20 protein-coding genes are annotated in these 23,822 nt (G+C 60.5%); all 20 read right to left on the minus strand.

The window, feature by feature from the left end; translation table 11 throughout:
• Positions 1-7 precede the first annotated feature (7 nt).
• Positions 8-1,024 carry a flagellar motor switch protein FliG gene (gene fliG, locus AACW30_RS11515; protein WP_106576455.1) on the minus strand — a complete coding sequence of 339 codons (1,017 nt, stop codon included), beginning with the start codon at positions 1,022-1,024 and terminating at the stop codon, positions 8-10.
• Positions 1,017-2,792 carry a flagellar basal-body MS-ring/collar protein FliF gene (gene fliF / locus AACW30_RS11520; protein ID WP_106576454.1) on the minus strand — a complete coding sequence of 592 codons (1,776 nt, stop codon included), beginning with the start codon at positions 2,790-2,792 and terminating at the stop codon, positions 1,017-1,019. Before fliF ends, fliG begins: the two co-directional genes overlap by 8 nt.
• Positions 2,793-2,808: 16 nt before the next feature.
• Positions 2,809-3,138: a flagellar hook-basal body complex protein FliE gene (gene fliE, locus AACW30_RS11525; RefSeq protein ID WP_016972029.1), complete on the minus strand. Its 330-nt coding sequence runs from the start codon at positions 3,136-3,138 to the stop codon at positions 2,809-2,811.
• A 146-nt stretch (positions 3,139-3,284) separates the two neighbouring features.
• On the minus strand, positions 3,285-4,664 hold the full coding sequence (locus AACW30_RS11530) for a sigma-54-dependent transcriptional regulator (RefSeq protein ID WP_106576453.1): 1,380 nt from the start codon (positions 4,662-4,664) through the stop codon (positions 3,285-3,287).
• 7 nt (positions 4,665-4,671) lie between these two features.
• Complete coding sequence (locus tag AACW30_RS11535; protein ID WP_145159573.1) at positions 4,672-5,883, minus strand: sensor histidine kinase; 1,212 nt, start codon at positions 5,881-5,883, stop codon at positions 4,672-4,674.
• Between the two features lie 109 nt (positions 5,884-5,992).
• Entirely contained in the window at positions 5,993-7,468 is a 1,476-nt protein-coding gene (locus AACW30_RS11540; protein WP_200625055.1) for a sigma-54 dependent transcriptional regulator, read from the minus strand.
• A gap of 170 nt (positions 7,469-7,638) precedes the next feature.
• Positions 7,639-7,935, minus strand: coding sequence for a flagellar protein FliT (locus AACW30_RS11545; protein ID WP_106576451.1), 297 nt, complete (start codon positions 7,933-7,935; stop codon positions 7,639-7,641).
• Between the two features lie 23 nt (positions 7,936-7,958).
• Positions 7,959-8,348 (minus strand): flagellar export chaperone FliS, encoded by a 390-nt coding sequence (gene fliS / locus AACW30_RS11550; RefSeq protein WP_053257313.1) that lies wholly within the window; start codon positions 8,346-8,348, stop codon positions 7,959-7,961.
• 142 nt (positions 8,349-8,490) lie between these two features.
• On the minus strand, positions 8,491-9,903 hold the full coding sequence (gene fliD / locus AACW30_RS11555; RefSeq protein ID WP_200625056.1) for a flagellar filament capping protein FliD: 1,413 nt from the start codon (positions 9,901-9,903) through the stop codon (positions 8,491-8,493).
• Between the two features lie 80 nt (positions 9,904-9,983).
• Positions 9,984-10,343 carry a flagellar protein FlaG gene (locus AACW30_RS11560; protein ID WP_200625057.1) on the minus strand — a complete coding sequence of 120 codons (360 nt, stop codon included), beginning with the start codon at positions 10,341-10,343 and terminating at the stop codon, positions 9,984-9,986.
• A gap of 75 nt (positions 10,344-10,418) precedes the next feature.
• Positions 10,419-11,864 carry a flagellin N-terminal helical domain-containing protein gene (locus tag AACW30_RS11565; protein WP_200625058.1) on the minus strand — a complete coding sequence of 482 codons (1,446 nt, stop codon included), beginning with the start codon at positions 11,862-11,864 and terminating at the stop codon, positions 10,419-10,421.
• Positions 11,865-12,131: 267 nt separating this feature from the next.
• A complete protein-coding gene (locus tag AACW30_RS11570) occupies positions 12,132-13,061 on the minus strand; it encodes a ketoacyl-ACP synthase III (protein ID WP_106576446.1) in 930 nt (309 codons plus the stop codon).
• Between the two features lie 277 nt (positions 13,062-13,338).
• Complete coding sequence (locus AACW30_RS11575) at positions 13,339-14,922, minus strand: flagellar hook-associated protein 3 (RefSeq protein ID WP_200625059.1); 1,584 nt, start codon at positions 14,920-14,922, stop codon at positions 13,339-13,341.
• Positions 14,923-14,936: 14 nt separating this feature from the next.
• The gene (flgK, locus tag AACW30_RS11580) at positions 14,937-16,973 is read right to left on the minus strand and encodes a flagellar hook-associated protein FlgK (protein WP_200625060.1); all 2,037 of its coding nucleotides are present in this window, start codon (positions 16,971-16,973) and stop codon (positions 14,937-14,939) included.
• A gap of 10 nt (positions 16,974-16,983) precedes the next feature.
• Positions 16,984-18,252 carry a flagellar assembly peptidoglycan hydrolase FlgJ gene (gene flgJ, locus AACW30_RS11585; protein ID WP_169367340.1) on the minus strand — a complete coding sequence of 423 codons (1,269 nt, stop codon included), beginning with the start codon at positions 18,250-18,252 and terminating at the stop codon, positions 16,984-16,986.
• Between the two features lie 3 nt (positions 18,253-18,255).
• Positions 18,256-19,344, minus strand: a complete 1,089-nt coding sequence (locus tag AACW30_RS11590; protein ID WP_106576713.1) for a flagellar basal body P-ring protein FlgI — start codon at positions 19,342-19,344, stop codon at positions 18,256-18,258.
• Between the two features lie 27 nt (positions 19,345-19,371).
• Positions 19,372-20,067 carry a flagellar basal body L-ring protein FlgH gene (gene flgH, locus AACW30_RS11595; RefSeq protein WP_003214607.1) on the minus strand — a complete coding sequence of 232 codons (696 nt, stop codon included), beginning with the start codon at positions 20,065-20,067 and terminating at the stop codon, positions 19,372-19,374.
• 53 nt (positions 20,068-20,120) lie between these two features.
• Positions 20,121-20,906 carry a flagellar basal-body rod protein FlgG gene (gene flgG / locus AACW30_RS11600; protein WP_005790105.1) on the minus strand — a complete coding sequence of 262 codons (786 nt, stop codon included), beginning with the start codon at positions 20,904-20,906 and terminating at the stop codon, positions 20,121-20,123.
• Positions 20,907-20,977: 71 nt separating this feature from the next.
• Entirely contained in the window at positions 20,978-21,718 is a 741-nt protein-coding gene (locus tag AACW30_RS11605) for a flagellar basal body rod protein FlgF (RefSeq protein WP_106576442.1), read from the minus strand.
• A 329-nt stretch (positions 21,719-22,047) separates the two neighbouring features.
• Positions 22,048-23,610, minus strand: coding sequence for a sigma-54-dependent transcriptional regulator (locus AACW30_RS11610; RefSeq protein ID WP_119742283.1), 1,563 nt, complete (start codon positions 23,608-23,610; stop codon positions 22,048-22,050).
• Positions 23,611-23,822 lie beyond the last annotated feature (212 nt).

Raw genomic sequence — 23,822 nt, forward strand, 5'->3', positions numbered from 1 at the left:
CAGCGCCTTAGATCATTTCTTCGCCGCCCTTCCCGCCGAGAACGATTTCTCCGGCTTCGGCCATACGGCGGGCAATGGTGAGGATTTCCTTCTGGGCGGTTTCCACGTCGCTGACACGCACCGGGCCCTTGGCTTCCAGGTCGTCACGCAACAGCTCGGAGGCGCGCTTGGACATGTTCTTGAAGATCTTCTCTTTGACGTTTTCGTCCGACCCCTTGAGGGCCAGCACCAGCACGTCGGAAGACACCTCGCGCAGCAACGCCTGGATGCCACGGTCGTCGACATCGGAGAGGTTGTTGAACACGAACATGAGGTCTTCGATCTGGCCGGACAGGGTGTCGTCGATCTCGCGGATCGAGTCCATCAACTGGCCTTCGACCGAGCTGTCGAGGAAGTTCATGATATCGGCCGCGCGCTTGATGCCACCCAAGGTGGTACGCGAGGCATTCGAGTTGCCCGAGAACTGCTTCTCGAGGATGGTGTTGAGTTCTTTCAATGCCGCCGGCTGCACCGTGTTCAGCGACGACACGCGCAGGATGATGTCCAAACGCACCTTATGGTCGAAGTGGCCGAGTACTTCACCGGCCTGATCCGGGTCCAGGTAGGCGACGACGATGGCCTGGATCTGTGGGTGCTCGTAGCGGATCACGTCGGCAACGGCGCGCGGCTCCATCCATTTGAGGCTGTCCAGGCCACTGGTGTTGCCGCCCAGCAGGATGCGGTCGATCAGGCCGTTGGCCTTGTCTTCGCCCAGGGCCGAGGTGAGCATCTTGCGAATGTAGCTGTCGGAGCCGACGCCCAGGCTGGTCTGGTCGCCGACGATCTCGACGAACTCGCTCATCACCTGCTCGACTTGCTCACGGTGCACATTGCGCATTTGCGCCATGGCCACGCCTACGCGCTGAACCTCTTTGGGGCCCATGTGGCGCAGCACTTGTGCGGCGTCGGTCTCACCCAAAGACAGCAGCAACACGGCGGCTTTGTCGACTTTGGTGAGCTTGGCAACAGCGGCTCGATCATTCATCTGCGTTAATCCACTCTTTCACGACCTGAGCCACACGGCCCGGGTCTTCTGCTACCAGACTCTTGATTGCGTTCAACTGAGCGTCATAGCCTTCGCTCGGGCTTGGCAACAGGATGCTTTGCGGGCCGCCAAGGCTGACGCGGTCGTTGGCCAGTTCGCCGTCCAGGCCGCCCATGCCACCCAGCTCGACGTCACTGCCAGCCAATGCCAGCTGCTTCTTGCCATGGCCGGTGATGTTGTTGAGCACCGGGCGCAGCACGCCGAACACCAGCACCAGGATGAACAACACACCCAGCACTTGCTTGACGATGTCCCAGAACCACGGCTGCGTGTAGAACGCCGGATCGGCGATCACTTCGCCGCGCTCGGCGGAGAACGGCATGTTGATCACGCTGACGCTGTCGCCACGGCTGGCGTCGAAACCGACAGCGTCCTGCACCAGGCGGGTGAAGCGCGCCAATTCGTCGGCGCTCCATGGCGCACGGGTGACGGCGCCGTCTGCGGCATTGACCTTGACCTGATCATCGACCACCACCGACACCGACAGGCGATTGATTTTGCCCTGCTGCTGCTTGGTGTGGCTGATGGAACGGTCGAGTTCGAAGTTCTTGGTGGACTGGTTACGCTTGTCCGCCGGGTACGGCGCGAGCATCGGCTGGCCGGTGGCCGGGTCCATGATCTGCTGGCCGTTGGCGTCCAACAGTGGCTGACCAGGCTGAATCGCAGCCGCCGTCGCGGCCGCGCCACCGGTGGTTTGCGGCGCCGTGGCCGGGGCCGGTGGCTGGTTGCTCAGGGCACCCGGCACACCTTGCGGGCCATTGCTGGCGGTGCGTTGTTCGCTGGTCGATTGCTCGCTGCGCAGCGCCGGCTGGTCCGGGTTGAACTGCTCGGAGGTCGACTCGACGGCGCTGAAGTCCACGTCGGCAGACACCTCAGCTTTATAGCGGTCGTTGCCCAGCACCGGCTGCAGAATGTTATGCACACGCTGAGTGAGCATGCTTTCCATGCGGCGGCTGTAGTCGAACTGCTTGCCGGCCTGGGTCAGCGCGGAGTTCTCGGCCTGGTCGGACAGCAGGTTGCCCTTCTGGTCTACCACGGTGATTTGCGACTTGCTCAACTCAGGAACGCTGGTGGCCACCAGGTTGATGATCGCCAGGACCTGGCCAGGCTCCAGGGAGCGGCCGGAAAACAGCTCGACCAATACCGAGGCGCTTGGCTTGCGCTCGTCGCGCACGAACACCGAGCTTTTCGGAATCGCCAGGTGCACGCGGGCGCCCTTGACGTTATTCAAGCTTGAGATGGTGCGTGCCAGTTCGCCTTCCAGGCCACGACGGTAGCGCGTGGCTTCCATGAACTGGCTGGTGCCCAGGCCCTGGTCCTTGTCGAGAATTTCAAAACCGATATTGCTGTCGGACGGCGTAACGCCGGCGGCCGCCAGCTTCATGCGCGCACGCGCCACGTCATCGGCCTTGACCAGCAAGGCCCCAGAATTGGGCTCCACGGTGTAGGCGATGTCGGCGGCGGCCAGGGTTTCCATGATCTGCTTGGAATCCATCCCGGCCAGGCTGCCGTACAACGGGCGGTAATCAGGTTGCTGCGACCACAGCACCACGGCAAAACCAATCGCCACGCTGGCAGCCAGGCCGACCATCAGGCCCACCTGACGCAACATGGTCATTTCGGAAAGGTTTTCCAGGAACGACAGGCCAAACAGCGGCGGCTTGCCGTCTGCCTTGGCGGGTACGTTGTCCACGACTGCTTCTGCCATGACTTAAATCTCGTCCTTAAACCGGCATCTGCATGATGTCTTGATAAGCCTGAACCAACTTGTTACGCACTTGGGTCAAGGCCTGAAAGGAAACGCTGGCCTTTTGCGAAGCGACCATTACATCGGTGAGGTCCACGCCGCTCTTGCCGATCTCGAAGGCGGTAGCCAACTGATTCGAGGCTTGCTGGGTATCACTGACTTTGTTGATTGCCTGACCGAGCATGTCGGCAAAACTGCTTTGGCCCAATTCCGGCGCTGGCGCGACGGATTTCGGTTGAGCCATGGCATCCATTTGCATGGAGCGCATATCCAACATCAACCGATTGAACTCAATACCCTGGCTCATGACCTTCTCTCTCCGACGACCCGCAATTTTTTGACACTACGCAGCGGTTACTAGGGGTGGTAGCAACAAGGGTGCCAGCTCCGTGGCTATTCGTAAGAAAAGGCGACAAACCCTGTCAGCCTGAGTATTTCTAAGACAGCGATTTGTCAGGTCGCGAACAGGTAGGCTTCGACATCCATCCCCGCGTCGCGCATCTGCGCCAGCTTGTAGCGCAAGGTGCGCGGGCTGATGCCCAGGCGCTCGGCGGCTTCCTTGCGGCGGCCGCGTTCGGCACGCAGGGTGTCGATGATCATCTGGAATTCGCGGCGACGCAGGTCGTCGCCCAGGGCGCCGCCAGACTCGGCTTCGGCCACGACCACCGGTGCCGGCGCCAGGCTCGGCAACGGCGCCGCGCCACTGCCCATGGCCAGGCAGAAGTCCTGCGGCTGAATCAACCCGCCCTGCTGCAAAATCAGCGCGCGCTGGATGGCATTGTCCAGCTCCCGCACATTGCCAGGCCATGGATAGCCGATCAGGCAGGCCTGGGCCTCGGCCGACAGCCGCGCCTGGGCATGCTTCATTTTTTTGACGTGGTTGTTCAGCAAGCGCTCGGCCAGCGGAATGATGTCCGCCGGGCGCTCACGCAACGGGCGCCAGGCCAGCGGGAACACCGAGAGCCGGTAGAACAAGTCTTCACGAAAGCGCCCTGCCGCCACTTCACCCGCGAGGTCGCGGTTGGTGGTGGCGACCACGCGGATGTCCAGCTGGATGGGCTTGCGTGCGCCGACGCGCTCGACTTCGCGCTCCTGCAGCACCCGCAGCAGCTTGGCTTGCAGGCCCAGGGGCATTTCCGAAATTTCGTCGAGCAGGATGGTGCCGCCGTCGGCCTGTTCGAACTTGCCGGCCTGCGCCGCGATAGCGCCGGTGAACGAGCCCTTTTCATGGCCGAACAGCGTGGCTTCGAGCATGTTGTCGGGAATCGCCGCGCAGTTGATCGCAATAAACGGTTGTTTGGCGCGGCCCGACTGCTGGTGAATGTAACGCGCCAGCACTTCCTTACCGGTGCCGGACTCGCCGGAAATCAACACGGTCGAATCGCTGCGCGCCACCCGGGCTGCCAGTTCCAGCAACTGCGCGCTGGCCGGCTCGAAGGCAATCGGGCCTTCACCCTCGGCATTCGACACCACGCCCAGCGCATGCCGGGCGACCAGCTCGATCAGCGCCTTGGGCTCGAAGGGTTTGACCAGGTAATCCGCCGCCCCTTGGCGCATGGCGTCCACCGCCCGCTCGACGGCGCCATGCGCCGTCATCAGCAGCACCGGCAGTTGCGGCTGGCGTGCGCGCAACAAACCAAGCAACTGGTGGCCGTCCATGCCGGGCATGTTCACGTCACTGACCACCAGACTGAAGGACTCTTGTTCAACGGCCTCCAAGGCATCCTCGGCAGAACCGACCGCGCGGTAGTCATGGCCCGCCAACAGCAGCGTGTCAGCCAATGCTTCACGCAGGGCGCGGTCGTCTTCGACCAATAAAACCTTGATAGCCATAGTCCTCTTACTCCGCGCTTGCCGCGCTGGAAAACAGCGGCAAGGTCATCAATGCACAGGTGCCACGCCCCAACCGGGAGTGCAGTTGCAATTCTCCCTGATGTGCACGCGCCACTGCCTTGACCACGGTCAGGCCCAGGCCCGTCCCGTTGGTCTTGGTGGTAAAAAAGGGTTCGCCCAGGCGTTGCAGCACGACCGGGTCGATGCCGCTGCCGCTGTCGCTGATGCACAGGCGCAGGGTTTGGTCGCGGGTGTAGAGGTGCACTTTGAGCCGCGCACCCGGGCCGCTGGCCTGGGTGGCGTTTTCGATCAGGTTGAGCAAGGCGCCGACCAGCGTGTCGCGATTGCACAGCAACTCGCCCAAGTGGCTGTCGCACTGCCAGCGCACATTGACGTCCTGGATATGCGTGGCGGCTGCCGCTTGCAGCGACTGCATCAGCGCCGATGGCGTGACGCGGTCGGTCAGCGGCAATTCGCCGCGGGCAAACACCAGCATGTCGCGCACCTGATGCTCCAATTCATGCAGGCGCTCCTTGAGGCGCCCGGCAAATCGCTGGTGGGTGGCGGCTGGCAGTTGCTCATCAGTCAAATGACTGGCGTAGATCAACGCTGCCGACAATGGCGTGCGGATCTGATGCGCCAAAGAAGCAACCATCCGCCCCAGCGACGACAAACGCTCATGGCGCGCCAACTGGTCTTGCAAGTGACGGGTTTCAGTCAGGTCGTTGAGCAGCACCAGTTGGCCGGGCTCGGCGTCCAGGGAACGGGTGGCGATGGACAGGCGCCGGCCATCCTTGAGGGAAATTTCATGGCCGTCGTCTTCGCGTGGCGCAAAGCAGCGTGTAATCACCTGGCGCCACAACTCGCCTTCCAGCGGCTCGCCCAGCAAGTCACGCGCGGCCGGGTTGGCTTCGCGGACACGGCCCATTTCATCGATGACGATTACGCCGCCGGGCAACAGGTCGAGGAGGTTTTGTAGACGGTTGGCCAGACGCTCTTTCTCGGCGAGCTCTTGCATGCGCTGGGCGCTGACCACTGCCAGTTCGCCTTTAAGCTCGGAAACCCGCGCCTCCAGCAGACTGTAGGAGTCGGTCAGCTGGCTCGACATCTGGTTGAATTGCGAGAACGCCTGTTCAAGACCCTGCCGGGTCAACGGCTCTGCGCACGGAACCAGCCCAGGAATAGCAGGGGCTGAAGAAAGTTTGGCGGCGTGGGGCATCATGCTCTCTCGCTGGCTGACCGTCAGTTAAACGGAACGTTGCGAGGGCTGTAGCAATACCCGTGCCGAAAAAAATAGACCTATATATCAGTCAGTTAAAAAACAGGCGTCAATCATCCGCCTGTTCATCACCTTCGCGACGGCTCATGCCGTACTTGCGCATCTTCTCCACCAGGGTGGTGCGACGGATGCGCAGGCGCTCGGCGGCGCGCGCGACAATGCCATTGGCATCGTCCAGCGCCTGCTGGATCAGGCCTTGTTCGAGGCTACCGAGGTAGTCTTTCAAGTCCAGGCCTTCGGGCGGCAGCATGGCGGTGGAACCGAAATCCGGCGTATGGCCGTTGATGGCCACGCGCTCTTCCAGGTCACTGCGCAGGCTGTCTACCAGTTGCTCGTCTTCATCGTCGACGTAGCGGAATTTCTTCGGCAGCTCGACCACGCCAATCACCCCGTACGGGTGCATGATGGCCATGCGCTCGACCAGGTTGGCCAGCTCGCGGACGTTGCCCGGCCAGCCGTGACGGCACAGGGACATGATCGCGGCGGAGTTGAAGCGAATCGAGCCGCGCTTTTCGTGCTCCATGCGCGAAATCAGTTCGTTCATCAGCAGCGGGATGTCTTCCACGCGCTCGCGCAGCGGGGCCATCTCGATAGGGAATACGTTGAGGCGGTAGTACAAGTCTTCGCGGAAGCTACCGACCTCGATCATGCTTTCGAGGTCTTTGTGCGTGGCCGCGATAATGCGCACGTCGACGCTCTGGGTCTTGTTGCTGCCCACGCGCTCGAAGGTGCGTTCCTGCAACACGCGCAACAGCTTGACCTGCATCGGCAGCGGCATGTCGCCGATTTCGTCAAGAAACAGGGTGCCGCCATTGGCCAGCTCGAAACGCCCGGCACGGCTGGTGATCGCCCCGGTAAAGGCGCCCTTCTCGTGGCCGAACAGTTCGCTTTCGAGCAATTCTGCCGGGATTGCCCCGCAGTTGACCGGCACGAAAGGCCCGTCGCGGCGTTTGGAGTGATAGTGCAGGTTGCGTGCGACCACTTCCTTGCCGGTACCGGACTCGCCGAGGATCAATACACTGGCGTCGGTATCGGCCACTTGCTGCATCATCTGGCGTACGTGCTGGATCGCACGGCTGGTGCCGACGAGGCTGCGAAACAGGTTGGGTTCGCGATGACGACCGCGCTCGCGAGCCTGGTCATACATCTCGCGGTAGACCTGGGCACGGTGCAGGGAATCGAGCAATTTGCTGTAGCTGGGCGGCATTTCCAGGGTGGAGAGCACGCGGCGGCGCTGGTCTTCCGGAAGGTCCACGGAAGAAATATCGCCCATCAGCAACACCGGAAGGAACTCATCCCAGGTTGACAGTGTCTTTAACAAGCCCAGAACTGCGCCAGGAGCGTTTACCGTCCCGATCAACACACAGATGACTTCACGGCTCGACGACAAAGAGCTGACCGCCTGCTGCCAGTCATGGCTACCGCAGGGCAAATTTTCTTCACCAAGAAAATTCAAAATTACCGCTAAATCGCGGCGGCGGACGCTATCGTCATCAATCAGCAGAATTTTGGTTTCACGCCACATGCAATAGCAACTTCCCTAGTAAAACGCTCTGCCCCAGAGTGAGGGCAATCTAGACGTTTGTAAGATTTCTTACCCTACTAGACGTCTGAAATCTGAAAACAGCACTAGTTAAGTCAAAAATGCTGGCACAGTCAAATATATGACGCGCCGTTCGGATTAACTGAGCCCATTCAGCCGAACAGATGGTAAACCTTTGACGCGCTTTCCGCTCGGTTGATCTGCGACATCTCTTCGAAAATCGCCTGGCGTTCGCCAGTCGTCACTTCAAGCAACTGCTGATACACCGCCAGCAAGCTTTCCAGCTTTTCCCGCAGGGCACCCTCGTCCACCGGCGCATTGTTAAGCGCCTCATCGATCACCGCACGACACCCCATGTCCAGTTCGCCGATAGCGTCCCAGTTACGGTGGGCCAATGCGTCAACCAGGGCTTCGCGGGTCTCGTCAATCCGTTGCAGGGCGTGGCTCATGACATCATCCTCAGGCCAAAGGCCTACAGTGTTGCAATACCGTCCCAGCCTTCCTTGAGCGTAATCATCAGGCCGGCTACTTCGTCGATCATGGCGACATCGCTTTTGCTGTTTGCTTCCAGCAAGCGCGTGGTCATGTAGGCATACAGGTTATCCAATTGCTGCAACGCGGCCGGATCATCGGTTTTTTCCGGGTTCAGGCCGTCACGCAAACCGATCAGAATGTCGATCGCCTTGCCCAGCAACAGTCCTTTTTGCGCGATATCACCACGAGCCATGGCGCCCTTGGCCTGAGCCATGCGATCCAACGCGCCTTCCATCAACATCTGGACCAGACGGTGTGGACTGGCCTCGGAGACCTGGGCATGGGAATTGACCTTCTGATATTGGCGAAGGGCTCTCATGGGATTCATGTTTCTACCTCGTGACAGGCAACACTAAAAGAATGGGTTCTGACTATTATGTCGACGGCGTCGCAAAAAACTTTAAGCCGGTGGTCTTGCGAAGGTCACGCCCGACAAAGTCAATCACCTCGCCGGGCGGCCTCATTGAGGATCAACTGGTCTTCGGATTATTCAGCGCGTTAAGCGTGGTCATGACGCTGGAACGTTGACTGGTGAGCTGGGCAACCAAGTTGTTCATCGTGGTGTATTTGGCGGTCAGGCTCGTCTTCAAGGCCGCCATGCGCGCGGTCAGGGTGTCCTGCTGGTTTTGCAGGTCCTTGATGTTTGCCGACAGCGTCGATGTACGCGTAGCGAGAACCCCGGTACCACTGAGCGCATAGCTGTCGGTCGCGGTTTTCATCCGTGCCAGCAGCCCCTTGTCACCGTTGAAAATGCCGCCAATGTCAGTGGGGTTGGTCGCGATCGCTGCACTGAACAACTTATCGTCGATGCTCAGCTTGCCGGTCTTCTGGTCAGTGTTCACACCAAACTGGGCCAGGGATTTCAACGAGCCCGTGCCACCCAATGCGTTCAGTTCGCTACGAACGGCCGAGGTCAGAGTACGCAGAGTGGCGTCGCCGGTCAGCGCAGCCGACGTGATGGAACCGTCGGCATTGGTGGTCACCGCGGTCTCAGTGTTGATCGCTGTCATCAGGGCGTTATAGGTGTCGACAAAGCCCTTGACCGAACTCTTGAGGGTGTCGGTGCTTCGCGCGATGGTAATGGTCGAACTCAGGCGCGTAACGATTGAGTCAGCGGGTAGCGGATCTGTAGAACCGGCAGGCAGAGGCGACACTGCCGTCAACTTGATGCTCACACCACTGATCGCGTCGCCCAGGGTATTGCTCTTGGATTCCTGAGCGGTACCGTCAATGGTGTACTTCGCGTTCTGCGGCACGGTCACGACCGAGGCTCCGGCTTCCAGGCCGGAGTTACCGCCGAGGGTAATGTCGGTGCCGACGCCGGTATTGGTCGACGTCATGACCAAACGGGAACCGGTGGCGTCAGTCAGGATGTTGGCACTCAAGCCAGCACTGCTGTATTGCGCGTTGATCGAGTCACGCACCTGCTGCAACGTCGCACCTGGCGGAACGCTCACACCATAGCTCTTGCCCGACTGGGAGATCTCCAAGGTGGTCGACGTAGTGCCGGTATTGACGACAGCCTTCGCCCCGGCTGCAAAAGTCTGGGTAGCGACCTTCGAGGCCGTCGCCAACTGATTGACCACCAACTGGTAGCTGCCCGCGGAGGCACCGGCGCCCAGCGTGATGGTCGATACGTTGTTATCCGAGGTCGTTGCCGACAAACCGCCGATACTGGCGTCTTTGGCCATGTTGTCCATAGCGCCGCGGAACGCATCCAATGCCGCTTGAATCTTGCCGATCGAGGACAGCTGGGCGGTCGACGTTTGCGTCTGCTTGTTGATCTGCGACTGCTTGGGTGCCTGTTCCGCGTTCACCAATGCCGTCACGATCGACTGGGTATCGATGTTCGTAACTGGACCGCTAACCGTAATATCACCCATGACTGTTCTCCTGATCCGGGGCTGGCGCTTTCTTGACGTACGACGCCTCAAGCAGCTACAGCAACAAAATTCATGCCAGCTCAGACTTTGGCGTCAAACAACACGCTGCTGGCGTCGTGAAGGCTTTGTGCGAGTTTCAACGCAGTTTCCGAAGGGATCTGCCGAATCACCTCGCCGCTGTCGGTCGCAATGACCTTGACCACCACCTGATGGGTGGTGTCATCAATGGAAAAATCCAGGTTGCGCTGGGCAGCCTGGACGAATTTGCGAATATCCGTGACCGCCTGTTCAAGGTCGGACGGTTTCGAGTCCTGCTTGGGTTCGACCGGGGCAACTGTAGGGTCTACCTTGGTTTTCTGCGGACCGGCACTTACTGGAGCAGGAGCACTTTGCGGCGCCGCTGCCGGATAAGACAGGTTCAACTTGACGCTCATGTCCATGTCCAATCTCCTCATCACGCAAAAGACAAAAGGGCACGTAAACGCGCCCTTCCGTCAGTCATCTACCGATGGCTATTACTGAAGCAGCTTCAGTACAGCGGATGGCAGTTGGTTGGCCTGGGACAGGATCGCAGTGGAAGCCTGTTGCAGGGTTTGCTGCTTGGTCAACTGAGCAGTTTCAGCAGCGTAGTCAACGTCCTGAATCTGACCGCGAGCGGCGCTGGAGTTGTCTGCAATGCTCTGCAGGTTGGCAACGGTGTTGTCGAAACGGTTTTGTACAGCACCGAGGCCGGCACGCTGGGAGTCGATGTCCGAGATCGCCTGGGTGATCACGTCGATCGCGTTTTGCGCGTTGGCAGCGGTGGTAACGTCGGTGTTGTTGACGGTGGTTTTGGCGGAGTTGGCAGCGGTAGCAGCACCGGCAGCGAACACACCGGCTACACCAGCGCCATTCAGCGCGTAGCTGCTGGAGGAGTTCAGCGAAACAGCACCGGTAGCAACGATAGCGGTGGCGGCCAGTGCAGTAGCAGTACCGAAGGTACCGTTGCCGTCTTTGGTTGCAACCGAGATACCAGCAGCACCGCCGTCACCAGCGTTGAAGGTCAGGTTCTCACCGGTGTCGGACTTGACCGACAGAGCGTTGGTCGACGAATCGTAGTTAACGCTGATGCCCAGCTTGGCAGCGTTGGACGCCAGTTGGCTAGCCAGGTCGGAAGTGCTGGTCACGCCAGTGAACTGAACGGCTGCACCGCTGCCCACTTGCAGGGTGAAGTTAGCGTTTGGAGGAGTTGCAGCACCAATGGTAGCCGCGTTCACGGTGAACTGAGCTTCGGTGCTGGCGGTAGCAGCCAGGCCGCCGACGGCGCCGTTCATTTGAGCAGCGATCTGCTTGGCGGAAGCGCCAGCTGCCAGGGTAACGGTTGCAGACTGGCCACCACCGGTAACGGTGATCGCGCCACCAGCAATACCTGTTGCCGAAGGCGTCAGGGATTGGGTTTTCAGCTGCTGCGAACCAATGTTGTTGGCTGCAACGTTACCGATGCTCATGTCGATGGTCTGGTTGGCGTTGGCGCCGACCTGGAACGAAGTGGTACCGAACGAACCGTCCAGCAGGTTCTTGCCACCGAAAGTAGTGGTGGTAGCGATACGGGTCAATTCAGCGGTCAGAGCAGCGTATTGAGCCTGGTTCGACTTACGGTCTTCAGCGCTTGGCGAGCCGTTGGCGGATTGCAGAGCCAGGGTACGCATGCTTTGCAGGATGTTGGTGGACTGCTGCATGGCGCCTTCAGCGGTCTGAGCAATCGAGCTACCATCGTTGGCGTTTTTGATCGCAACGCCCAGGCCGTTGATCTGGCTGGTCAGACGGTTGGAGATTTGCAGGCCGGCCGCATCGTCTTTGGCGCTGTTGATACGCAGGCCGGAGGACAGACGCTGCATGGAAGTTTGCAGGGCGCCGGAAGCCTTGTTCAGGTTGTTCTGAACGGTCAACGAAGCAAGGTTGGTGTTTACTGTTAAAGCCATGACGAAATCCTCGTGGGTGGTGTACTGCGGCTTCCGGCCCTGGCAACCGCCGGGTGTGGCCTAGAGAACCTTCGTAATAGTTATCGTCGTGAATGCAGGTCTCTTGAGGACTTTTTTGATTTTTTTTACTAGCACGGGGCCACCCTTTGTAATTCAAGCATTTACGATAGCCCAAAGCCTCGCATTTGCTGGGTTTTCTGGCGCCAAATAAAAAACGCCCAGGCTTTTTCAAGCCTGGGCGTTTTTGTGTGCAGCGCTATCAGCAGGTCACGGACGATAGAGAATCGCCGAACCCCACGACAAACCGACACCAAAGCCACTGATCGCAACACGCTTCCAGTCGCCGTCCATCATGTGCTTTTCCAGCAGCAGCGGAATGCTCGAGGACACGGTATTACCCGTCTCGACCATGTCCTTGATGAATTTCTCCACCGGTGCGTCTTCAAAACGTCGCGCCACGGCGTCGACAATCGCCGCACTGCCCTGGTGGATGCAGAAGGCATCAATCTCGTCAGCCTTAAGCTCAGACTCGTTGAGCAGCTCGTGCAAATGCGCCGGTACTTTGAGCAGGGCGAAGTTGAACACCTGGCGGCCATTCATGAAAAACACGCCGTCGCTGACCTTCAGGTGCGGCGCGCCGGAACCGTCGGTGCCGAACTTCGACTTGCCGAGCAACCACGGCGCATCTTCGCCCATCCAGGTGGCGGTGGCGGCGTCGCCGAAGAGCATGGTGGTGTTGCGGTCTTCCGGATCAACGATCTTCGAATACGGGTCGGCGGTGATCAGCAGGCCGTTTTTCAGGCCAGTGGCTTCCATGAAGCCTTTCATCGCGTAGATGCCGTAGACATAGCCTGAGCAACCCAGCGAGATATCAAACGCCGCCACGTGGGTCGGCAGGCCCAGCTTGTCCTGGACGATGGCGGCCGTGTGGGGCAAGCCTTCCTCATCGCCGTTCTGGGTCACGACGATCAGCGCGTCGATGGACTCGCGCTTCAAATCAGGGTTGTTGGCAAACAAGGCGTTGACCGCCTCGACGCACAGGTCGGAGGTTTCCTGCGCAGCATCCTTGCGCGGCAGGAACGCCGAACCGATCTTGCCAATGATGAAATCCTCATCCTTGGCGAATTTGGCGCCCTGGGCGTAGTTGTCAACCCCGTCTGCCGGCACGTAACTGGCGATGCTTTTTATGCCAATCATTGTGGCTTCCCAATACTAAATAGCTGGATAACACCCCTCGGACTACGCCGGGAGCGCTGACAATAAAGGGGATAACCCCGTAAAAATATCGCTGAAAGCCCCCGCGCAAAGACCCTGCGACGACTTATCCTTTTCACACGATACAGTGAAGATGCGCTTTATGACTCACAGGTCACTCAATTTTGTGCGCTTTATGCAAAACCCTGCAACATTCCCGCCCCCAGAAACGACAACGGCCCACCCTGTTGCCAGGGTGGGCCGCTTGTAGGCTCGCCGGTTACATGCGGCTGAACAGGCTCAACTGGGAGATCTTCACAAACGCCAGCTGCGAAGCCTGCAGCATGGTCTGCTGCAATGTCAGATCAATGGCCGCCTGGCCCATGTCGACGTTCGCCAGCGATGACATGGTGGAGGTATTGGCCAGCCCCAAACTGGTGTTTTCCTGGCTCTGGATATCCAGCGCGTTCTGGCGCGCACCAATCGAGCCACGCACCTGGTCAATCTGCGCCGAAGCGTTGGCCAGGTTACCGATGGAGGTATTGATCACGTCCTTGAGCTTGTTCATGGCCACCGGGTCGCCATCGGCCGGAGTTTCCAGCGCCTTGCGCAGTTGGCCCAGCGTGTCCAGGGCGTTCATGTTCTTGTTGCTGGTGGCACTCACGGAAAACTGATCACCCGCCCCCGGCGCGCCGCTCACATCGAAGGTCACCCCGGCAGCCGTGATCGACGTCGCGCCAGTGGCCATGGTGCCGGTGGCAATCGACTTGCTGTTCGCCGAGTACGGCTGGGCGTACACCTCGTAGTCATTGCCGCTGGTGAACTTGATCACCGCGCCGGAGTTCGGAAAGGTGCTGGCGTAGGCTGCCTGGTCCGTGACCCGACCACCGGTCAACTGCGCCGTAGACGGATTACTGGCTGTGCGCGAACTGCTGAACGTGTCCGGTTTGCTTTCCAGCGTAAAGGCCTTGCCTGCCACCAGCGCGTCAGCCGGTGCGCCCGAGGCCACGTCAGGCCCAAGATTCAGGCTGATGTCGAACTTGACCCCGCGCAGGTTGACGCTGGACGCGCCTTCCTTGGTGGAATCAAATGTGCCGTTACCGGTGATCTCGGACGTAACGTCGTTGCCGTCCTTGTCGGTCACGCTGTATTGGGTACTGCTGGAGAAGGTCAGCTTGTATGGCTGGCCGTCGGCAAAATTCTTCGTGTAAGCGGTGCCCGAGGTGACCAGGCCGGCCGAAATCGCGACTTTGCCGTCGTTGACCGCCGGCGGCAAAATCGTCGCCTGAGTGCGCCCGGTGTTGCCGGAGCTTTCCAGCAGCGTCTTGCCGGTATCGCCCGCCGCAATCGTCAAGTTGCTCGACACTTGCAGGCTCAGCGGCGTCTCATCACCCTGGTAGGTGTAGGTGCCATCGTTGTTACGGCTGTAGGGCGGCGTGTCGGTCTTGGCCCCGGAAAACATATAGTTGCCGCTGGAATCCTTGGTGTTGAGCAGGCCCAATACCTGGTCTTCGAGCGCGCCAACCTGAGCGGCGATGGCCTTGCGGTCGTCGTTGCTGAGCTTGAGGTTACCCGCCTGCAACGCCAGGCCGCTGGCGGTTTGCATGGCCGTGTTGATGCTCGCCAACACGCTTTCCTCGTTGGTCAGCGAGTTTTGCAGGCTGGTGATGTTGCCGTTGTACTGGCCCAGCATGTCTTTTTGCTGTTGCAGCATCAGCAGTTGCGCGGCGGCTACCGGATCATCCGCAGCAGTCTGCACGCGCACACCGGAGCTGGCCTGGTCCTGAGCCTTCACCACACCCGAGTAGTTATCCTGATATTTGGCGGAGCTGGTGTCGAAATACTGCTGTGTAGAGATACGCATCGTTCCAGACTCCTTTAAAGGGCGTTGATCAGTGTGCTGAAGGTTTCTTGCGCGGCCTTGATGATCTGCGACGACGCGGTGTAGTACTGCTGGAACTTGATCATGTCGCCCGCCTCCTCGTCCAGGTTGACCTGGGACACGGAGTTGCTGGCCGCCTTGTTCGCGGCCAGCAAAGCGCCGGTGGCGGTGCTGTCGGTGTTGGCCTGGGCGGCCTTGGAACCGACTTGGGACACCAGCCGGCTGTTGGCGCTGACCAGGCTCACGCCCGCATTGCCATCCACCGCACCGACCGTCGCCTTGGTCTGCAAACCCAGCAATTGCTGAGCGTTGCGGCCATCGGAGGTGGCGCCACTGTTGAACGAAAAGGTCGTGCTGTCGCCGTTGGCGGGCGTGCCCGCCACGGTGGTGTCGAAACTGAAGCTCTTGCCTGGAATCAACGTACCGCTGGCATCACGCATCGGCACACTGATAGAGACCTTGTTGCCCTGGCCCGGAATGATGCTGCCGGTGCCGATCGGGTTGCCCTGGGCATCGCTCACTGTGTAGGACTGGGTGCCGTCTGCCGCAGGCTTGCCAAATACCATCTTCACCGGCATCGAGTTTTCGATCCCGGTGCGCAACTGCGCGCTGGCAGCGCCACCGTTGATATCGATCGGCAGCGTCAATGTCGGCGGCGTGAACGTGCCGGTGCCGGTGTTGGTAGTGCTGGCATTGCCGGCCAGTGGCGCCGCGAACGCGAGCTTGTTCGGGTCGTTGAGGTCAACGCTGATGTTGCTGGCCCCGGTGGCCGTCGGGCTGACCTTGAAGCTGTCACCGGCAGCCATCGGCCCCTTGCCATCGAGCGCCAACGTGAAGCCGTCGATCACGGGCGGCGGCGTGGTGGTGGTGTCGAACGAGCCCATGGCTTTGCCGTCGGAGCGCACCACGTTGTACTGGTTGCCGCTGGTGAAGGTGACTTTGTAGTCGAAGGTCGAGAGCTTGCTGCTGTCGGCAATCGTCACATTCAGGTTGCCCGAGCCTGCGCTGTTGCCCGAGGCTGCCTGGCTACGCTGGGCAATGGCCGCGGCGCTGTTGATGTCGCTGAACAACGACGAACCGAAATCGCTGTTCAGGTCCAGGCCCTGGCCCAACTGGCTGTTGACGCTGTCAGCGGTGGCAATGGCAATGCGGCCCAGGTCGTTGATGGCCGGTATCAGCGCATCACTGCGGTAGCGCAACAGACCGCCGATGCTGCCGCCGGACACCACGTTGCCGATGTCCATCGGCGTGTCGCCCATGTTGAGCTGAATGGTGTACTGGCTGTTGTCGGTTTTGCTCGGCACGGCCGAAATCGTGTTGGCCACACCGCCTTCTACCAGCGACTGGCCGGTGCCGGTGGTGATGCTGAACTGGCCGTTCTTCTCGGTGGCCGTTACGCCGATCAGCTCGTTGAGCGAACGCACCGCCTCGTTACGCGCATCCAGCAGGTTGGCCGGCGCACTGGTCGACGAGCCCTGGGCGGTTGCGATTTGCGTGTTCAGCGACGCAATCGACGACGTCAGCTTATTGACCTGATCACTCATGGTGCTCAGTTGACTGTTGATGCTTTCTTTTTGCTGGGTCAGCTGGGTCGAGATCGCGTTGAAGCGGTTGCTCAGGGTCTGGGCGCTGGTCACCAGCAGTTGGCGCGCGGACACGTCGCTCGGGGTCGCTGCCGCGGTTTGCAGGGACGCGAAAAACGCGCTGAGCACCGCAGACATGCCGGTGGACTTGTCAGACAGGGTCTTGTCAATCGCAGCCGCCTGGCCCGCGTAGGCGGTGGCGTCGCTGTTGAGGGCCGTGCTGCTCTGGTAAGCGGCGCCCAAGAAATCGTTATAGATGCGGCGCACATCCGCCAGGGTCGTGCCGCTGCCGATGTACACGCCGCCGTACTGATTGTTGGCGCTGGCGTTCTGGGTGGTCTGCTGACGCGAGTATCCCGGGGTGTTGACGTTGGCAATGTTGTTACTCAGGACCGACAACGATCCTTGAGCGGCGTTGAGCCCCGACATCCCGATATTGAGCAAACTCATGATTCAGACCTTATAAATGAGTGGATGCGCCCGCGGCAGCGTAATCCTGGTAACTGTTCATCGTTTTGGCGATCTGCGAAATCTTGCTGGCGTAGTCCGGGTCGGTTGCGTATCCGGCTTTTTGCAACTCGCGCACAAACTGTTCCGGGTTGTCGGCTGATTTCACAACTTCTTTATAGCGATCATTGCTTTGCAGCAATGTCACGAGGTCGTGGAAGCTGTCCTGATAGGAGTTGTAGGAACGGAATTGCGCCGTTTCCTTGACCATCGACCCATCACGAAACTCGCTGGTAATTGCACGCGCCTGGCCGCCCTGCCAACTCTGCCCGGCCTTGATGCCGAACAGGTTGTGACTGCTGCTGCCGTCCTCGGCGCGCATTACCGATTTGCCCCAACCGGTTTCCAGCGCGGCCTGGGCCACCAGGTACTTGGGGTCGACACCGATGCGCGCGGCGGCCGCCTTGGCCATCGGCAGCATGGTGGCGACGAATTCATCCTGCGAGCTGAAGGCTTTCTTCGCCGGCGCCAGCGGTGGCTGGGCGATGGCGCGGCCATACACCTGCATGCGCCCGCTCGGTACGGCAATGCTGCGCGCGGTGCTGTTGACCACGTTGTCGGCGGCTGCGCTGTTACGCAGCGGCGCGCTCTTGGCATCGATGGCGACCGGCGCGTTCGGCACGATGCCGGCCAACAGACGATCAGTCAGCTTGCTCGGCAAGGCGATACGGCGCTGGTTCATCAGCTCCATGTCGTTGGCGTGCGCGCTCGCGCCTTCAGGCACGGCCACGCGATAGGCCCATAGCGGACGCTGGCCGTTGGAGCGGCCCAACGGCCCTTCGGCTTGGGTGCCTGCGCCGATTTCAGTCGGCACATCGACCTTCTTCACTGGCGCTTGCGCCGCCTCCGGGCCCTGCAACGTGGCCGCCTGGGCGTCCACCGGTTTGTTCTTCTGCATCTGGCGCATCAGCACGTCGGCCAGGCCAATACCACCGCCTTCGCGAGACATCGAAACCGCCAACTGCTGGTCGTACATTTCCTGGTATTGCTTGGCCGCCGGCGTATTCAGCGGGTTGTCCTTGCCCAGCGCTTCCGTGGCCGAACGCATGGACTTGAGCATCTCGCTGAGGAACAGCGACTCGAACTCCTGCGCGACTTTGCGCATGTTGCCTTCGCTGTTCTTGTCGGCGCCGACCTTGAGCTGGTTAAGCCGGTTCAGGTCGGAGTAAGACCCCGAATCCGCCGTGCTGCTGATCCCGCTCTTGCGCATATCCATGACCATGGCTCAGATCACTATCAGGTCGGCTTGCAAGGCGCCGGCCTGTTTCAGCGCTTCGAGGATCGCCATCAAGTCGCCTGGGGCCGCGCCCACCTGGTTCACCGCGCGGACAATCTCGTCCAGCGTGGTGCCGGGGCCGAACTTGAACATCGGCTTGGCTTCTTGCTGAGCATTCACCCGCGAACGCGGCACTACCGCCGTCTGGCCGTTGGACAAAGGCCCAGGCTGACTGACGATCGGGTCTTCGGTGATGGTCACGGTCAGGCTGCCGTGGGTCACGGCCGCCGGCGATACCTTGACGTTCTGACCGATCACGATCGTGCCGGTACGCGAATTGATGATGACCTTGGCCACCGCCTGGCCTGGATCGACCTCGAGGTTTTCCAGGATCGATAGGTAATCGACACGCTGGCTTGGGTCCAGTGGCGCGGTAACGCGGATCGAGCCGCCGTCAATGGCCTGGGCCACGCCAGGGCCGAGCATGTCGTTGATCTTGTCGACCACGCGCTTGGCGGTGGTGAAGTCCGAACGGTTGAGGTTCAAGGTCAGGCTGTTGCCCTGGTTGAAGCCACTGGGCACGGTGCGTTCCACCATGGCGCCGCCCGGGATACGCCCGGCCGATGGCACGTTAACGGTGATCTTCGAACCGTCACGGCCCTCGGCGTCAAAACCACCGACCACCAGGTTGCCCTGGGCGATGGCGTAGACGTTGCCGTCGATACCCTTGAGCGGCGTCATCAGCAACGTGCCGCCGCGCAGGCTTTTGGAGTTACCGATGGACGAGACGGTGATGTCCACCACCTGACCCGGCTTGGAGAACGCCGGCAAATCGGCACTGATGGACACGGCCGCGACGTTTTTCAGTTGCACGTTGCCCGAACCCGGCGGCACCTTGATGCCGAACTGCGAGAGCATGTTGTTGAACGTCTGCAGGGTGAACGGGGTTTGGGTGGTCTGGTCACCCGTGCCGTTAAGCCCCACCACCAGGCCGTACCCGATCAGTTGGTTGGAGCGCACGCCGGAAATACTGGCGATGTCTTTCAACCGCTCAGCCAAGGCCCCTGTGCTCAAGGCCAGCAACAACGCGGCAGCCATCAGCTGTTTGAGTTTCAAAGTGGCCACCTAGAAAGGGAACAGCGGGCTAAGGAAGAAACGGTCGAACCAGCCCGGCTGACTCGCATCAGCAAACGAACCTGTACCCGAGTAGGTAATGCGCGCATCGGCAATCCGCGTCGACGGCACGGTGTTGTCGGTGGAAATATCATCGGCGCGAACCATGCCCGCAATGCGCACCAGCTCGTCGCCGGTGTTGAGGGTCATCCACTTCTCACCGCGTACGGCGATGATGCCGTTGGGCAGTACATCGGCGACGGTCACGGTGATCGAACCGGTCAGGCTGTTGCCCTGCCCCGCCGCACTTTTGCCGTTGGTGGCGCGGTCGCCGCTGTAGCCGGCGTCCAGGCTCAGGTCACCGCTGCCCAGCGGGTTATTGGTGTTGGGCACGCCACCGAACAGCGACGTCAGGCCAATGCTGGTCTTGCTGGTCTTGCCGATCTGCGAGTTGGCATTTTTGCTGGCCTGGGTTTTCTCGTTCAGAGTGATGGTGATGATGTCACCCACACGGAACGCCTTGCGGTCGCTGTACAGGTTCTGTTCGAAACCGGCCTGGTAGATCGAGCCATTGTTGGCCGCCGCCGGCAACGGCGTGCGTGGCAACACCGGCGCGTAGTACGGGTCATTGGGTTTTGGCGTCGGGGCGACACAGCCCGCGAGCACGGCGATCCCACTCAATGCCAGAACAGAAACATAGCGATTCATGACCCTTACCTCACGGTGTTGCAGGCGCCGTCGATGGCGCCCCATAGACTTGATTACAGATTCTGCGTTACGAACGAAAGCATCTGGTCGGCGGTGGAAATCACCTTGGAGTTCATCTCGTAGGCGCGCTGGGTGGTGATCATGTTGACCATCTCCTCAACCGTGCTGACGTTGGAGGTTTCCAGGGTGCTTTGCAGCGTGGTGCCAAAACCGTTCAGGCCAGGGGTGCCGATTTGCGGCGCGCCGCTGGAGGCGGTTTCCAGGAACAGGTTGTTACCCATCGCTTGCAGGCCGGCCGGGTTGATGAAGTCGGCGGTTTGCAGGTTGCCGATCACTTGCGAAGCCGGGTTGCCGGCCACGGTGATCGACACAGTGCCGTCGTTGCCGACGGTAAAGGTCTTGGCATCGGCGGGAACCACAACAGCCGGCTCCAGGGCGAAACCGTTGGCCGTGACGATCTGGCCATTGGAGTCGAGGTGGAACGTGCCGTCACGGGTGTAGGACGTGGTGCCATCCGGTTGCAGGATCTGGAAGAAGCCGCGCCCGTTGATGGCCATGTCCAACGGCTGACCGGTTTGCTGCAGGTTACCGGCGCTGAAGTTCTTCTGCGTGCCAACGATCTGCACACCGGTACCCAGTTGCAGGCCCGACGGCAATTCGCTGTCCTGGGTCGATTGGGCGCCCGGCTGCTTCTTGATCTGATAGAGCAAGTCCTGGAACTCGGCGCGGTCACGTTTGAAGCCCGTGGTCGACACGTTCGCCAAGTTGTTGGAAATGGTGGTCAGGTTGGTGTCCTGGGCGGACAAACCTGTTTTGGCAACCCATAGAGCCGGAAGCATGCTGTTCTCCTTCGTGCGCCTGTTTGTTGGCGCTGCGCTGCAAAATTAGTAGTCGGTCAGTAACGCGGCAATCAGCTCATCGCCAGAACGCGGGTCATGGCCTGGTCGTCTTCCTTGGCGCTGTTCATCATCTTGATGTGCAGCTCGAACTGCTTGGAAAGCGACAGCACCGCGGTCATTTCTTCAACGGCGTTGACGTTGCTTGCCTGCAGGAAGCCCGACGTCAGCGTGACGTTGGCGTTCGCCTGGGCCGGCTGGCCATCCTTGGTGTGGATGGTGCCGTCGAGGCCCTTGGTCATGTTCTTGAGGTCCGGCTGGACCAACTTGATGCGGTCCACTTCAGCCATTACCCGCGGGCCTTCGCCCATGGCGCGGATGCTGATGGTGCCGTCGGCACCCACTTCAATTTTCTGCTGCGGCGGCACCGCAATCGGGCCACCGTTGCCCATGATCGGCATACCGTTGCCGGCCCGCAGCACGCCCAGCGCATCCACATTCATGCTGGCGCTGCGCACGTAGGCTTCACTGCCATCGGGGGTTTGCACGGCCATCCAACCGTCGCCGCTGACCGCCACGTCGAGGTCACGACCGGTTTCGATCATGGCGCCCGGGGAGAAGTCGGTGGCTGGCCGCTCGGTCATGGCAAACGCGCGCGCCGGAAAGCTGTCACCAAACACCGGCATCGAACGCGCCTGCTCCAGGTCACGCTGAAAACCGTTGGTGGAGATGTTCGCCAGATTGTTGGCATGGGCCTTCTGCGCCAGTGCATTCTGGCTGGCGCCGGTCATTGCCACATAAAGGTACTTGTCCACGCTCTATCCTCTTTCTGACGGACGCTTGCCGCCCACCGCTGTACTGATGAGGCTTAAGCAATTTGCGAACCAACTTTTAAAAACGAGGAAAAGTCCAGGCGGGACGGGGGTTTGCGCGCAGGCATGGAGATTAGGTGGCTGGGCGAGAGTCGAAAAAACGGCGGACTACTGCCGCCTGCGGCAAGCACCGGTCTTGAAGATGACAAATAACAAATGTGGGAGCGGGCTTGCTCGCGAATGCGGTGTATCAGTCTGCACATGTAGTGACTGACACGTCGCATTCGCGAGCAAGCTCGCTCCCACAGTTTTAATCGTGTGTAGACCGCCAGTTATTTATCGGCCTTGAGAATTTCATAATCACGCAGCTTATTGGCGATGGTGGTGTGCGACACGCCCAAGCGCTTGCCCAGTTGCCGGCTGCTGGAATGCTCGGCATATAAGGCTTCCAGCACCGCTTTCTCGAACCGGCCGACGATCTGCTCCAACCCTCCCTCCAACGAGAAATCGCCAAGCGGCTGACGCACCCCATAATCCGGCAAGCGAATATGCTCTGCCTTGACCGTCCCGCCTTCGCACAACGACACCGCCTGAAACAGCACGTTTTCCAGCTGGCGCACATTGCCCGGCCAGTGATAGTGGCTGAGCCGGTCCATCGCAGCCGGTGCCAGCTTGGGCAGCGGGCAGCCGATCTGCCGGCTGGCTTGATCAAGGAAATGCTCAACCAACGGCGCCAACCCATCCAGGCATTCGCGCAACGGCGGGATATGCAGCGACAGCACATTGAGGCGGTGATAAAGGTCCTGGCGGAATTCGCCGCGGGCGCAAAGCTCAGACAAGTCCACCTGCGTCGCACAGATCACCCGCACATCCAGGTAGACCTCTTCATCACTGCCCACGCGGCGAAAGCATCCGTCCTGCAGAAAACGCAGCAATTTCACCTGCAGACGTGCGCTCATTTCACCGACGCCATCCAGAAACAACGTACCGCCGGCCGTCAGCTCCAACAGACCCAGCTTGCCTTCGGCCCGCGCGCCTTCAAACGCACCAGGCCCGTAGCCAAACAGCTCGGTCTCGGCCATGGACTCCGGCAAGCCTGCGCAATTGAGCGCCATCAATGGCGACTGCCCACGCGGGCTGGCCAGGTGACAAGCGCGGGCCAACAGCTCTTTGCCGGTGCCGGTTTCGCCTTCTATTAATAGAGGCGCATCCAAAGGCGCCATGCGCCGCGCCTCGCGCACCACGGCCGCCATGACCCTGGAGCTCTGGAAGATGCTGTCGAAACCACGCAGTTCCTGCTTGCGCACGTTGTAGATGCGCTCACCGACGCGGTCGGCGCGGTGCAGGGTCAGCACGGCACCCGCCATGGCTTCGCTGTCATCGTGTTCGCAGGATTGCAGCGGCGCGATGTCCGCCAGGAATACGTCGCCCTTGACCTTGACCCGCAAGCCATTGATCCGCGACTTGCTCGCCCGCACCAGTTCCGGCAGGTCGAAGTCCTCGGCATAGCGCGACAGTGGAATTCCCGGGACCTCGTCCACGCGCACCCCGAGCAACTGCGCCGCCGCGCGGTTGGCGGCAACGATGGAGCCGCCCATGTCGATCGACAGCACCGGAAACTCCAGGGCGCCAAGCAGCGCATTGAGCTCCATATGCCGACGTTCGCTGGGCATCAGCCCTACCCGCTTGACACCAAACACCCCGGCAATGGCTTCAAATTGCGGGCGCAGCGCCTGGAATTGCATGTTCACCAGGTTGGGGCAAAACAGGTAAATCGCATTGCCATGTTCGCCACCGACCTCGCCCTTGGCGACGTTGACGCCGTACTCCACCAACAGGTTGAGGATGTCCCGCAGGATGCCGATACGGTTTTGGCAGTGCACTTTAATACGCATGAAAAAGCCCGAAAGGTGGGAAGGCGCCGCGTCTTTTTGCCGCTGGGCGCAGATAGTCGTCAAGATTATGTGACAGCCCATGGGCATTTCACAGCCCAATACAACGATGAGTCCGGCCATCGTAACGAATACTTTACAAAAACCGGTAACATTTCCTACAGCATTAGGCCGCAGCCCGATGGAATCCGGCGCCTTGCGGGTTATCAATAGGC

This window comes from Pseudomonas sp. MF6747 (genome assembly GCF_963890955.1).
Classification (GTDB): Bacteria; Pseudomonadota; Gammaproteobacteria; order Pseudomonadales; family Pseudomonadaceae; genus Aquipseudomonas.